The organism is Enterobacter sp. Ag1, from assembly GCA_000277545.1.
In the GTDB taxonomy this organism is placed as follows: domain Bacteria; phylum Pseudomonadota; class Gammaproteobacteria; order Enterobacterales; family Enterobacteriaceae; genus Cedecea.
The window spans coordinates 213,752-227,832 of record AKXM01000034.1 but is presented as its reverse complement, the minus strand read 5'-3'; the positions used below and the strand labels follow the sequence as shown (position 1 = coordinate 227,832).

General features: G+C 55.6%; 10 protein-coding genes and 1 pseudogene. 8 read left to right on the top strand and 3 right to left on the bottom strand.

What is annotated here, in order from left to right:
* Positions 1 to 47: 47 nt before the first annotated feature.
* Positions 48 to 653, bottom strand: coding sequence for an FMN-dependent NADH-azoreductase (gene azoR, locus A936_RS14800; protein ID WP_008459208.1), 606 nt, complete (start codon positions 651 to 653; stop codon positions 48 to 50).
* Between the two features lie 213 nt (positions 654 to 866).
* Here azoR and hrpA point away from each other — a divergent pair, with 213 nt between their 5' ends.
* The gene (hrpA, locus tag A936_RS14795; protein WP_034809324.1) at positions 867 to 4,766 is read left to right on the top strand and encodes an ATP-dependent RNA helicase HrpA; all 3,900 of its coding nucleotides are present in this window, start codon (positions 867 to 869) and stop codon (positions 4,764 to 4,766) included.
* 33 nt (positions 4,767 to 4,799) lie between these two features.
* Here the strand turns inward: hrpA and A936_RS14790 are convergent, their stop codons facing one another.
* Both A936_RS14790 and A936_RS14785 read right to left on the bottom strand, forming a co-directional pair.
* On the bottom strand, positions 4,800 to 5,456 hold the full coding sequence (locus tag A936_RS14790) for an O-methyltransferase (RefSeq protein WP_008459204.1): 657 nt from the start codon (positions 5,454 to 5,456) through the stop codon (positions 4,800 to 4,802).
* A 66-nt stretch (positions 5,457 to 5,522) separates the two neighbouring features.
* Positions 5,523 to 7,820, bottom strand: a complete 2,298-nt coding sequence (locus A936_RS14785; protein ID WP_008459202.1) for an FdhF/YdeP family oxidoreductase — start codon at positions 7,818 to 7,820, stop codon at positions 5,523 to 5,525.
* Between the two features lie 186 nt (positions 7,821 to 8,006).
* On the opposite strand from A936_RS14785, the gene A936_RS14780 reads away from it, so the two are divergent.
* The 7 genes and pseudogenes from A936_RS14780 (at position 8,007) to A936_RS23230 (ending at position 14,064) form a co-directional block, all read left to right on the top strand.
* A complete protein-coding gene (locus A936_RS14780; RefSeq protein ID WP_008459201.1) occupies positions 8,007 to 8,549 on the top strand; it encodes a GNAT family N-acetyltransferase in 543 nt (180 codons plus the stop codon).
* Positions 8,550 to 8,946: 397 nt separating this feature from the next.
* Positions 8,947 to 9,198, top strand: a complete 252-nt coding sequence (locus A936_RS14775) for an HTH domain-containing protein (protein WP_008459199.1) — start codon at positions 8,947 to 8,949, stop codon at positions 9,196 to 9,198.
* Positions 9,199 to 9,304: 106 nt separating this feature from the next.
* Complete coding sequence (locus A936_RS14770) at positions 9,305 to 10,954, top strand: putative bifunctional diguanylate cyclase/phosphodiesterase (RefSeq protein WP_008459197.1); 1,650 nt, start codon at positions 9,305 to 9,307, stop codon at positions 10,952 to 10,954.
* 164 nt (positions 10,955 to 11,118) lie between these two features.
* Complete coding sequence (locus A936_RS14765; RefSeq protein WP_008459195.1) at positions 11,119 to 12,813, top strand: methyl-accepting chemotaxis protein; 1,695 nt, start codon at positions 11,119 to 11,121, stop codon at positions 12,811 to 12,813.
* A 124-nt stretch (positions 12,814 to 12,937) separates the two neighbouring features.
* Entirely contained in the window at positions 12,938 to 13,216 is a 279-nt protein-coding gene (locus A936_RS14760; RefSeq protein WP_008459193.1) for a VF530 family protein, read from the top strand.
* A 2-nt stretch (positions 13,217 to 13,218) separates the two neighbouring features.
* A pseudogene (gene fos, locus A936_RS23615) lies at positions 13,219 to 13,617 on the top strand (fosfomycin resistance glutathione transferase); the annotation flags it as partial.
* Entirely contained in the window at positions 13,609 to 14,064 is a 456-nt protein-coding gene (locus A936_RS23230; protein ID WP_083845857.1) for a GNAT family N-acetyltransferase, read from the top strand. The pseudogene fos and the gene A936_RS23230, both read left to right, overlap by 9 nt.
* Positions 14,065 to 14,081: the final 17 nt, after the last annotated feature.

Genomic DNA, 14,081 nt, shown 5'->3' with positions numbered 1-14,081 from the left:
TTTTTAGGGAGAGGGGAAGGGTGAGGGTCAGTCACCCAGAGCAAATCTTACGCAGCAACGATGCTGTCGATAGCCGCTTTCGCGTCAGTCTGTGCTTTAGCCGCTACTTCCGGGCCATAGCCAAAGCCTTCAGCAAACACGTAATTCACGTCGGTGATCCCGATGAAACCCAGGAACACGTTCAGGTAAGGCACCAGCAGATCGGTTGGGGTGTCTTTGTGGATCCCGCCGCGGCTGGTCACAACCAGAGCACGTTTACCGGTTACCAGGCCTTCAGGGCCTTTCTCGGTGTAGCGGAAGGTCACGCCAGCGCGAGCCACCAGGTCGAAATAGTTTTTCAGCTGGGTAGGGATGTTGAAGTTATACATTGGCGCGTTGAAGACAATCACGTCGTGCGCTTTCAGTTCGGCAATCAGTTCATCAGACAGCGCCAGAGCTTCCTGCTGACGTGGGGTCAGCGCGGCATCGGAAGGGCGCAGAGCACCGACCAGTTCACCATCCAGCACTGGAATTGGGTTTGCTGCCAGGTCACGAACGGTGATTTCGTCAGCGCTGTGTTTTTCACGCCATTGTTCAACAAAATAGTCGGACAGTTGGTTGGACTGAGAGTAACCTGCCAGGATGCTGGATTTCAGAACTAATACTTTGCTCATGGGGTGATTCCTTAGTGTTTGGTCAGTCGGACAGTGTGCCCGTTCGTTAGGACTTACTGTATTCACAATCCGATGACAGAGATAGCGCAATATATCGAACCCTATATTCGAATTTATTGAACAAGGCGCTCGAAATCGGGGTGTGGTAAAATAGCGGAAATTGACGCCGTGACTTATCCGGTTGTGCCCGGTAGCGAAATAACGATAGATAAAATGGAAATGACAAAACCCTCGCTGTCCTCTTTGTTCGCCCGTCTTGACGGGCTGATGCTCCGCGACAGACAACGCTTTTCTCGCCGCCTGCACGGCGCGAAGAAAATTAAAAATGCTGACGCTCAGCAGGCCTTATTCGACACGCTGGCCGCAGAAATTGACGCCGCAGCGGGCAAAGTACAGCTGCGTGAAGCCGCGCGCCCGGCGATTACCTACCCTGAAAATCTTCCGGTCAGCCAGAAGAAACAGGACATTCTGAACGCCGTGCGCGACCACCAGGTGGTGATCGTGGCGGGTGAAACTGGCTCCGGCAAAACCACTCAGCTGCCAAAAATTTGTATGGAGCTGGGGCGCGGTGTTAAAGGGCTGATCGGCCACACTCAGCCTCGCCGTCTGGCGGCGCGTACCGTGGCTAACCGTATTGCGGAAGAGCTGCAAACCGAACCCGGCGGCTGCGTAGGTTATAAAGTGCGTTTCTCCGACCACGTCGGCGACAACACGATGGTCAAACTGATGACGGACGGGATCCTGCTGGCGGAAATTCAGCAGGACAGGCTGTTGATGCAGTACGACACCATCATCATCGATGAAGCGCACGAACGCAGCCTGAATATCGACTTCCTGCTGGGTTACCTGCGTGAACTGCTGCCGAAGCGGCCCGATCTTAAAATCATTATTACCTCGGCGACTATCGATCCGGAGCGTTTCTCGCGCCACTTCAATAACGCGCCAATTATCGAAGTGTCAGGCCGTACTTACCCGGTAGAAGTGCGCTACCGCCCGATGGTGGAAGACAATGACGATGTCGATCGCGATCAGCTGCAGGCGATTTTCGACGCGGTGGATGAGCTGGGCCACGAAAGTTCGGGCGATATCCTGATCTTTATGAGCGGCGAGCGTGAAATTCGCGACACCGCTGATGCGCTAACTAAGCTCAACCTGCCGCATACGGAAATTCTGCCGCTCTATGCACGTCTGTCCAACAGCGAGCAGAACCGCGTTTTCCAGGCGCACGTCGGGCGGCGCATTGTGCTGGCGACCAACGTCGCGGAAACCTCGCTGACGGTGCCGGGGATTAAATACGTTATCGACCCAGGTACGGCACGTATTAGCCGCTACAGCTACCGCACTAAGGTTCAGCGCCTGCCGATTGAGCCCGTGTCTCAGGCTTCGGCCAACCAGCGTAAAGGCCGCTGTGGCCGCGTATCGGAAGGGATCTGTATTCGTCTTTATTCCGAAGATGATTTCCTGTCGCGCCCGGAATTTACCGACCCGGAAATTCTGCGCACCAACCTGGCGTCGGTCATTCTGCAAATGACGGCGCTGGGCCTGGGGGATATTCAGGCGTTTCCGTTCGTAGAGGCGCCGGACAAGCGCAACATTCAGGACGGCGTGCGCCTGCTTGAAGAGCTGGGCGCCATTACCAGCGATGAAGACCATAGCGTTTACAAACTGACGGCCTCTGGCCGCCAGCTTTCGCAGCTGCCTGTCGATCCGCGCCTCGCTAAAATGGTGCTGGAAGCGCAGAAATTTGGCTGCGTGCGTGAGGTGATGATCATTACTTCCGCGCTGTCGATTCAGGATCCGCGCGAGCGGCCGATGGATAAACAGCAGGCATCTGACGAGAAACATCGCCGCTTCCACGACAAAGAGTCTGATTTCCTGGCCTACGTGAATCTGTGGAATTACCTCGGCGAGCAGCAAAAAGCACTCTCTTCGAACCAGTTCCGCCGCCAGTGCAAGCTGGACTTCCTCAACTACCTGCGCGTCCGCGAATGGCAGGATATTTACACCCAGCTGCGCCAGGTGGTGAAAGAGCTTGGCCTGCCGGTGAACAGCGAGCCGGGGGACTTCCGCTCGGTGCACTCGGCGCTGCTGACGGGGCTATTGTCCCACATCGGGCAAAAGGACACGGAAAAGCAGGAATACACAGGGGCGCGCAACGCCAGATTTTCCATCTTCCCTGGCTCGGGCTTATTTAAAAAGCCGCCGAAGTGGACGATGGTAGCCGAGCTGGTGGAAACCAGCCGCCTGTGGGGGCGCATTGCCGCCCGGATAGACCCGGAGTGGATTGAGCCGCTGGCACAGCATCTGATTAAGCGCTCCTACAGCGAACCGCACTGGGAGAAAGCCCAGGGCGCGGTAATGGCGCAGGAAAAAGTGACTCTGTATGGGCTGCCGATTGTGGCGGCGCGGAAAGTGAATTACAGCGATATCGATCCGGCGCTGTGCCGTGAGCTGTTTATTCGTCATGCGCTGGTTGAGGGCGACTGGCAAACTCGTCACGCGTTCTTCCGCGATAACCTCAAGCTGCGGGCAGAAATCGAAGATCTGGAGCATAAATCCCGCCGCCGCGACATCCTGGTGGATGACGAAACGCTGTTTGAGTTTTATGACCAGCGCATCGCCCATGATGTAATTTCCGCACGCCACTTCGACAGCTGGTGGAAAAAGACCAGCCGCGAAACGCCGGATCTGCTGAACTTTGAAAAAAATATGCTGATCAGGGAAGGCGCGGAGCAGGTCAGCAAGCTGGACTATCCGAACTTCTGGCATCAGGGCAACCTCAAGCTGCGGCTGACTTACCAGTTTGAGCCAGGTGCGGACGCCGACGGCGTGACGGTGCATATCCCGCTGCCGCTGCTGAACCAGGTTGAAGAGTCAGGTTTTGAGTGGCAAATCCCCGGCGTGCGCCGGGAGCTGATTATTGCCCTGATCAAATCGCTGCCGAAGCCGGTGCGCCGCAATTTTGTGCCGGCCCCGAACTATGCGGAGGCGTTTTTAGGCCGGGCTACGCCGCTGGAACTGCCGCTGCTGGACAGCCTGGAGCGCGAATTCCGCCGCATGGCGGGCGTCACCATAGACCGGGAAGACTGGCACTGGGATCAGGTACCCGATCACCTAAAAATGACCTTCCGCGTGGTGGACGAGCACAACAAGAAGCTCAAAGAGGGCAAAAACCTCAGCGAGCTGAAAGGCGGCCTGAAGGATAAAGTGCAGCAGACGCTGTCCGCCGTGGCGGATGACGGCATCGAGCAGAGCGGGCTGCACATCTGGAGCTTCGGCTCGCTGCCGGAAAGCTATGAGCAGAAACGCGGCAATTACCGGATGAAAGCCTTCCCGGCGCTGGTGGATGAAAAAGAGAGCGTGGCGATTAAGCTGTTTGATAACCCGCTCGAGCAGCAGCAGGCGATGTGGCGCGGGCTGCGCCGTCTGCTGTTGCTGAACATCCCGTCGCCGGTGAAATATCTGCACGAAAAGCTGCCGAATAAAGCCAAGCTGGGTCTTTATTTTAACCCGTACGGAAAGGTGCTTGAGCTTATCGACGACTGCATTTCCTGCGGTATTGATAAGCTGATTGCGCAAAACGGTGGGCCGGTCTGGAGTGAAGAAGGCTTTGCCGCGCTGCACGAGAAAGTGCGCGCCGAGCTGAACGATACGGTGGTTGAGATTGCCAAACAGGTGGAGCAGATCCTCACCGCGGTCTTTAACATCAACAAACGGCTGAAAGGGCGTGTGGACATGACCATGGCGCTTGGCCTGTCGGATGTTAAGGCGCAGATGAGCGGCCTGGTCTACCGAGGTTTTGTCACCGGCAACGGCTATAAACGCCTGGGCGACACGCTGCGTTACCTGCAGGCAATCGAAAAACGGCTGGAAAAAATGGCTATCGAACCGCACCGCGATCGCGCGCAGATGCTCAAGGTGGAAAGCGTGCAGCAGGCCTGGCAGCAGTGGCTGAACAAGCTGCCGCCGGCCAGCCGCGAAAACGAAGAGGTGCAGGAGGTCCGCTGGATGATCGAGGAGCTGCGCGTCAGTTATTTTGCTCAGCAACTTGGGACCCCGTACCCGATTTCCGATAAGCGTATTTTGCAGGCCATGGAGCAGGTCGCACTTTGAACCCAGGCCCTTTCCTCAGGAAAGGGCCTGCCGCTATTTCACTCTTGCCAGCGTAAAACCATCCCAGCCTTTACTGCCGACCGTTTGGAGTGCGGTGGCAGAAAGGCGCGGGTTGTTGCCCATCAGTTCAATAAAGGTGCGTACACCCTGGACGCGGTCATCAGTGCTTTCGGGGTTGGCAACCTCGCCGTCGCGGACCACGTTATCACCGATGATTAACGTCCCGGGACGCGAATATTTCAATGCCCACTCCAGATAAACCGGGTTGTTCGGCTTATCGGCATCAATAAAAATCACATCGAACGGTGCGTCGTGGCCTAAACCGGCCAGCGTTTCTGCCGCTGGGCCAACATGCAGGCCAATCTGTTTTTCCAGCCCGGCAAGCTGAATGTTCCTTTGCGCAACTTCGGCATGATGAGGGTCGGCTTCAAGGGTGATTAGCTTCCCGTCAGCGGGCAATGCTCTTGCCATCCAGACGGAGCTGTACGCGCCCAGCGTCCCAATTTCCAGAATCTTTCTCGCGCCGGTCATCTCCACCAGCAATTGCAGGAATTTCCCCTGGTTCGGGGCCACATCGTGGGCAGGCAGCCCGGCGGCATGATTATTGGCCAGAATTTGCTGGAAAACAGCATCGGAAGGGATCAGGGAATGAACGAGGTACTCATCAACATCGGACCATTTTTTCTGCATCGCTTACTCCATGTTTAGAGATAACGTTTCCCTCTCGCTTTGCGGGAGAGGGAATGGGATATCCGATCAGGCAATACGCTGCGTATGCTCCGCTTCGCTGCGGGTGATTTTCACCGGCACGGATTTTGACGTCGGCGTGCCCGTACCGTCCCCGACGCTGCCGAGCGGCACCAGCGGGTTGGTTTCCGGGTAATAGGCCGCGAGATTACCGCGCGGGATATCATAGGCCACCAGCTTAAAGCCGCTAACTTTACGGGTGATACCGTCATGCCAGATGGTTTCTATATCGACCTTATCGCCATCGTTCAGACCGAGTTCACCCATATCATCAGGGTGAATAAACAGGATTTCACGCTGGCCGTACACGCCGCGATAACGATCGTCGAGGCCGTAAATCGTGGTGTTGTACTGGTCGTGAGAGCGCATCGTTTGCAGCGTGAACGGGGCTTCCACACCTTGCCACAGCGAATCCGGCAGCGGGGCATTGCTGAACTCAGCCTTGCCGCTTGGCGTATTAAAGCGCAGTTCTGCCGCCGCGTTGCCCAGGTAGAATCCCCCAGGTTCTTCGCAGCGCTGATTGAAATCTTTAAAGCCAGGTAATGTGGCGGCGATGCGATCGCGAATCAGGTTGTAGTCGTCGGCCAGCGCCAGCCAGTCCAGTTTGCTTCTGCCCAGAACGGCATCAGCGATGCTGGCCACAATCGCGGTTTCAGAGCGCTGGGTGTCCGCAATCGGCTTGCCGATGCCTTCGGAGGCGTGAACCATGCTAAAGGAGTCTTCGACGGTGACAAACTGGCGGCCAGAAACCTGCATGTCTTCTTCGGTACGGCCAAGCGTCGGCAGGATCAGCGAGGCTTGACCCGGCACCAGATGGCTGCGGTTCAGCTTGGTGCTGATGAACACGGTCAGGCCGCAGCGGCTGATGGCTTCTTCCGTGCGCGGGCTGTCTGGCGCCGCAGCGGCGAGGTTGCCGCCAAGCGCAATCAGCACTTTGATTTCGTCGCGCAGCATCGCAGCCAGGGCTTCAACGGTATTGTGGCCATGTTCGCGCGGAGGCGTAAAATCAAAGTGTTTGGCCAGGTTATCGAGCAGGCTTACCGGCGGCTTTTCATCGATCCCCATCGTGCGGTTACCCTGCACGTTACTGTGGCCGCGCACGGGGCAAAGGCCCGCACCCGGACGGCCTAAATGGCCGCCCAGCAGCTGCAGGTTAACGATTTCCCGCACGGTATTCAGCGAGTGTTTGTGCTGGGTGATGCCCATAGCCCAGGTGAAAATCACCCGCTTTGAATGCTGCCAGATAGCCGCGGCGTCGCGAAGCTGGAGTTCGCTCAGGCCGGACTGCCGGGTAATTTTCTCCCAGCTGGTTTCATCGATGGCGGTAAACCAGGCTTCAACGCCGTGGGTATGGGCATCGATAAACGCCAGGTCAAACACGCCGTCTTCACCTTCGGTGATGAGGCAACGATGGGTTTCCAGCAGGGCTTTTGCCATGCCGCGTACCGCCGCCATGTCGCCGCCCAGATTTGGCTGGTAGTAGTTGGTGCTGATGGTGCCCGCCAGCGGGGTGATCACTTCCAGCGGTTTTTGCGGATCGGCGAAGCGTTCCAGGCCGCGCTCGCGCAGCGTATTGAAGGTGACTATTTGCGCCCCGTTTTCTGCCGCATGGCGCAGGCTGTGCAGCATTCGCGGGTGGTTGGTGCCGGGATTCTGACCAAACACAAAAATGGCATCGGCTTTGTCGAAATCATCCAGCCGAATAGTGCCTTTCCCGACGCCGATACTGCGTTTTAGCCCGCTGCCGCTAGCTTCATGGCACATGTTTGAGCAATCCGGGAAATTGTTTGTACCCAGCATGCGGCCAAAAAGTTGATAAAGATAAGAGGCCTCATTGCTGGCGCGGCCGGAGGTGTAAAGTTCAATCTGGTTGGGGTTATCCATCGCCTGAATATGTTGCGCAATCAGGCTCAGCGCGCTGGCCCAACTGATAGGCTCGTAGCGATCGGTTTGTGGATTGTAGCTGAGCGGTTCAGTCAGGCGGCCCTGATATTCAAGGAAGTAGTCGCTTTGCTGATAGAGTTTGCTGACGCTGTGCTGGGCAAAAAAATCGCTGTCGATAAAGCGGCGAGTCGCTTCCCAGGTGACTGCTTTGGCGCCATTTTCGCAGAAGCTAAAGGTGCTTTTGTTATCATCCCCCCAGGCGCAGCCCGGGCAATCAAAGCCTTTGGCTTTGTTCATGCGCATCAGGTTGCGCAGGTTTTTCAGGGCATGTTTGCTGTCGATGACGAAGCGGGTGGTCGCTTCGAGAGAACCCCAGCCGCCCGCTGCGGCCTGGTAAGGCTTAATCGCCGATTTGAATTTCATATGGCAGGTGTCACTTGTTATGGTTGATTGCGCAATAACACAGATGAGTTGCTTACCTTTAGTTTACTCCTGATTAACATTTGTGGAAGCGCTAACGTCAATCGGCCATCAACGAAACGGCCAGGATTCACGGCAGCAGGCTGTTAAAATGTCTGGCATTAATGCCAATCAATGAAGGGAATACTGATGTTGTATGCCAGTGATATTAGGGATATTGAAGAGCTGCAGCGCGTTGAGACAGCCGCTGCGCACCGCTTTCTTGCCGTGCCTGAACTGGCTTTTTTAGCCTCCGCTGGGGTAACGAGCAAGCAGACTCACGCCTCTGCCATCGAAAATAAGCTCGCCTGGAAGGTCGTCGGGAGCGACGGCAGGATCCAGGGTTTTTGCTATTGCGAGCGGCACGAGGATTCGCTTTATCTGGCGGAGATATCTACCCACCCGGATTTTCAGCGTCAGGGCGTAGGGGCTATGCTGCTGGCTGAGGTCAAACGCATGGGGCAGGCGCTTGGCGTAAGCCAAATCACGCTGACAACTTACAGAGATGTGAGCTGGAATGGCCCCTGGTATGTACGCCACGGTTTTGTCGTTATAAATGATGCGGAGTTAACGCCGGCGCTTGCTTGCTGCCTTGCGCACCAACGCGAAGAAGGCCTGATGATTTTACCCCGTTGCGCAATGCGGTATTTACTCGGGGAGGGGAAGCCCCCGGTCGGTAAACCATTTTTGTAGCCGCGTGAGCTGGCGGATGTGGTAGCCGATGGCCAATTCTTCGTACAGCGTTGAGGGAGGCGTCAGCGGCGCGACATCGGGTCTGCCGCTCAGGATGGCCCGTCGTGCCTGACGCCAGGCCCGTTGTTTCATCTCAATTTCATCTGGCCTTGTTACCCGATGTTTACTCACGGTCATAGTCTGCCTACTTATTGTGAGGCGCGATTATACCCTGCAAAGCCGTCAATATGTTGTCCGATCTCCACGTGTGTTAATTTTCGTTCAAAAAAATCTAGTCTTGTCATAATGTTGCGTAATAATTACCCAGCAGACGCGCGATATATTCTGTCAATGGCTGACACGACCTGTCATTTGTTCGCGCTAACATTCCTGACACCGACTTGCAGGAGAAACACTCATGACCCCCCCCGAAAAAAGCACGCAGCTTGCCAACAGAATTGCCGGTATTTTTTGTGAAATGCTGAGCTGTGAGCGCGTGTCCCGTCATCAACTGGCCAGTAAATTTGGCGTAAGCGAACGGACGATATACCGGGATCTCCGGCGGCTAAGCAACTATGTTTATCATGTGGGGGACGATCAGTATGCCCTCAGCCTGGAAGTCACTCAGCAACTGGAAAACTATCTGCAACGAGTGAAGCGGGAAAAATGATCGGCTACAGGCGATAACGGGCTTAAAGCTTCGTGGCTCCGACGCCGATAATGCGATAAATTATTCTTTTTATTAACAAAATAACCACAATTAACTCAAGGGTAAGATGCGTACTGAAAGCTTAACTGATATCGCCTATCGTCACTTTGTGGAGAGCGTAAAAGATTACGCTATCTACATGCTGAACGTTGATGGCACCGTAGCCACCTGGAACGAGGGGGCGCTGCGAGCGAAGGGATATCTGCGCGAGGAGATTGTGGGGCAGTTTTTTGGCGTTTTCTACAGCGATGCGGAGCAAAAAAACGGGCTGCCCGAGCGTAATCTGAATATCGCACTTAAAAATGGAAAATTTGAAGGTGAAGGCTGGCGCTATCGCAAGGATGGCAGCCGGTTTTGGGCTCATGTGGTGATTGATGCCATCTATGATGAGCATCACACGTTGTTGGGCTATGCCAAAATTACGCGGGATATTAGCGAGCAGAAGGTCGTGATCGACAAAATCTCGTGGCTTGCTCGCTATGATGCGCTGACCGGGCTCCCTAACCGAGTCGAATTCTTCAGTTTTGTGGAGAAACTGTTCGCTGAGTCTGACTATAACCACATTGCTATTTGCACGGTTGATCTCGATAAATTCAAAGAGATCAACGATACCGAAGGGCATCTGGTGGGTGACCAGCTTTTGCAGCGGGTTTCGTCCTCAGTGCTTAAAGCGATGGAAAAAGATGAGATAGTTGCCCGCTTTGGTGGCGACGAATTTGTCGCCGCGAAGCCTTACAACCACGACGACGAACTGCGTAATTTCACCGAGCGCTTGCACAGCTGTTTTGTCGGCAAACAGATTTTTGCCCACAGCGAAATTACCGTTAGCGCCAGTATCGGCGTGTCGGTTTACCCGGATGACGCCACGGACATCAATACGCTTATCAGCAATTCAGATCTGGCGATGTACCGTGCCAAAGCTAATCTGGATAACAAGATCTGCTGGTATGAAAAAGACATGGACGAAAAAACGCGGCTGCGTAACCTGATGGCCGCGGATATTCGCCGTGGGATCAAAGAAGGGCAGTTCTTCATTCATTACCAGGAGAAACGCTCGCTGAAAGATAAGGCGATTACCGGCTATGAAGCGCTGCTGCGCTGGAATCACCCGGAGCAAGGACTGATTCCACCTGATGAATTTATCCCTATTGCCGAGGAAAGCGGGGCCATTGTTCCGCTGGGCTATTGGGTGATTGAAACGGTATGTAAAGAGTCGCTTGCCAACAAGCTGGACAAAAAAATCTCGATCAATATTTCTCCAGTGCAGCTGCGTAATCTCAGCTTTATCGACAATGTCCGTGACATTCTCATGCGAACGGCGTGGCCAATAACGCTGCTTGAGTTTGAGGTGACGGAGACGGCGTTCATTATTAATAAAAAGCTGACGTTTAATATCCTGCATCAGTTCCAGAAAATGGGGATCAGCATTGCGCTGGATGATTTTGGTACCGGATATTCTTCTTTGAGCACGCTGCGGGAGTTCCATTTTGACGTTATTAAACTGGATCGTAGCTTCCTGACGAACGTTGAAAGTAACTTCCAGGCGCGTTCCTTCGTTCGGGCGATCATTTCGCTCGGCAACTCCATCAATACGCCGCTAATCGCCGAAGGAGTGGAAACCAACGAGCAGCTACGTATTCTGGAGGAAGAAGGGTGTACCGAAATTCAGGGCTTCCTGTTTGGACAGCCGGTTGATATCAAAAATATTCATCGCTGAAAGGGCGGGCAGAATAGCGGCTGGCACAAACCTGTGATCCACTTAACTCTCCGGGACTTCTGTGAGCTTCATTAACGCAAATCTGTGACGTGGCGCGTAATGTTTTTCTGCGCCGGGGCCGATGACCTTTGAAGGGAATTCCCCATACAAAGAGAGTCACGGACATGTCGATAAAAACTCTGACCCCACAAAACGGCGTGCGCTTCTGGCATCACATCCGGCTGGTGCCGCTGTTTTCCTCTATCCTCGGCGGCATTCTGCTGCTGTTTGCGCTATGCATCGGTTTCGCCAGCTATTTTCTCATTCAGAGTGACCGTGCGCTTCAGGACGTCACCGAAGAAATCCAGGTGCGAATGGGGCTGGCGGACAGCGCCAACCACCTGCGTACGGCACGTATCAATCTGATCAACGCCGGAGCCGCAAGCCGCGTGGCGGATATGGATCAGGTTAAGCAGAACGTGGCCAATGCCGAAGGGCTTATCAAACAGGCGCAGGCTGGCTTCAGCGCCTATATGGCCCGCAAGGTAAAAACGCAGGCAGACCAGGCACTGGACAAAGTGCTGCAGGATGACTTTGCCGCCTACCTTGAAAAAGGGATGAAGCCAATGCTGAAGTTCGCCAAAAACGGCATGTTTGAGGCGATCATCACCCATGAAAGCGAAGTGGTGCGCAAGCTGGACGGCGATTACGATGCCAAACTGCAGCAGGCCGTCAATATTCGCACCGACCGCGCAAACGCCCTGAGAGAACAGGCCGACAGCCGCACCCGCACCAGCGTGGCGTTGATGGCCGGGGCCTTTGCGATTGCGTTGTTTATGACCGTGTTCACCTTCATCATGCTACGTCGCGTGGTGATTGGCCCGCTGCAGCGCGCCGCGAAGCGAATCGAGCACATCTCCGGGGGTGATTTGACGCTGCCAGCAGAGGCGACCGGCAACAGCGAAATTGGCAAACTCAGCCAGCACCTGCAGCATATGCAGCAGCAACTGGTCAGCACAGTCAGCACGGTGCGCGAAGGTGCCGAGGCTATCTATCAGGGCTCGAGTGAAATTTCCGCCGGCAATACCGATCTCTCTTCCCGCACCGAGCAGCAGGCGGCGGCCATTGAACAGACCGCCGCCAGCATGGAGCAGTTGACCGCCACGGTGAAACAAAACGCCGACAACGCCCACCACGCGACAAAGCTTGCGGAAGATGCCTCCCAGAAAGCCAGCGACGGCGGGCGTATTGTGTCGGGCGTGGTCAGCACCATGGACAACATTTCAGCCAGTTCGAAGAAAATCTCTGAGATCACCGCGGTGATTAACAGCATCGCTTTCCAGACCAACATTCTGGCGCTGAACGCCGCTGTGGAAGCGGCAAGGGCGGGGGAGCAGGGGCGAGGTTTCGCCGTGGTGGCAAGCGAGGTGAGAACGCTCGCACAGCGTAGCGCCCAGGCGGCAAAAGAGATCGAGGGGCTTATCAGCGAATCCGTGTCGCTGATCGACAGCGGCTCTCGCCAGGTGGCGCAGGCTGGCACCACGGTGACCGGAATTGTGGAGGCCGTCCGCCGCGTGACCGATATTATGCTGGAAATTGCCGCTGCTTCGGATGAGCAAAGCCGAGGCATTCAGCAGGTTGGGCAGGCGATACACGAAATGGATAACGTCACGCAGCAAAATGCCTCACTGGTGGAGGAGGCGTCAGCCGCCGCCGTTTCTCTGGAAGAGCAGGCCGCTCGCCTGACTGAGGCGGTCGGTACCTTCCGGCTGACGACAAGCTACGCCGCTGCGCCGCAAAAACATCCCGTTATTTCTTCCCCAACATCTGCCCCGCCGCGCCCGGCGACGGCGTCTGCCGATAACTGGGAAACCTTCTGATTTACCTCTCGCGGCTCAGCAATGGGCCGCCTCTCACTTCTTTTAGTTTCGCTCCGCACGCTGTTGCGCCATGCCTTTAGAATCAGTAAGGTGTGCGCAAATTGACGAAATAGCCGGAAAAAACATGAGTTCAAAAGATCCGCTGCACGGCGTGACGCTTGAAGCGTTGCTTAACGCTCTGGTCGAACGTTACGGCTGGGCCGAAATGGCGCGGCAGGTAAATATCAACTGCTTTAAAAGCGATCCCACCATTAAGTCCAGCCTGAAGTTCCTGCGCCGTACGCCCTGGGCGCGCAAAGAAGTGGAAGAGATGTACATCGCTTCTCTGGATGAGCCAGAGACCAGAAACGACGCACCGGCGGACAGCCCCTGGGCCAACTGGCAGGCCAAAAATAAGGAATAACCATGCTAACTGGCCTGAATCACTTGACGCTTGCGGTGCGAGACCTGGCGCGGAGTCTGGCGTTTTATCAAAGCCTGCCGGGCATCAGGCTGCATGCGCGCTGGGAGGCCGGGGCTTATCTTTCCTGCGGTGACCTATGGCTGTGTCTTGCTCTGGACGCAAAGGCCGGTGAGCGGCCCGCGCATTATACCCACTACGCGTTCAGCGTGAGCGCAGAGGCCTTGCCCCGAACGGTTAAGGCGCTGGAACAGCAAGGCGCGCGGGTCTGGAAAGACAACCGCAGCGAAGGGCATTCCTTCTACTTTCTTGACCCGGACAACCACCAGCTTGAGCTGCACGTCGGGGATTTAGCCAGTCGGCTTGCGGCCTGTCGGGCAAAACCTTATCAGGGTATGACTTTTCAGGGCGTTAGCCTGACGGTGCGGCATGCCTCGCTGGAGGAGATCCTCGCGCTTTACCACCGCCTGCCCGAATTTGATGATTGTAAAAGCGTGGCGGATCTTCAGACTCGTCTCGCAACGAACCAAACCAGCCAGCTTATCGCCTGTGTCAACGGCGTTCCCGCCGGGTTTAAGCTCGGCTACGCGCTCGGTGAGACGGCGTTTTACAGCTGGCTCGGCGGCGTTTTACCTGAGTTCAGGCGGGACGGCGTCGCTCAGGCTTTACTGGTCGAGCAGGAAAAATGGGCGATGGAACAGGGCTTCTGCACGCTGACCGTGAAAACTCGCAACAAATTTCGCGGCATGCTAATGATGCTGCTTAAAAACGGCTATCAGCTTATTGAGATTGAGCCGAAGGGCGACACGGACGATTACCGCCTGCTGCTGCGCAAGTCGCTGGCAGCCTGAAACAGCCCTTTCAGTCG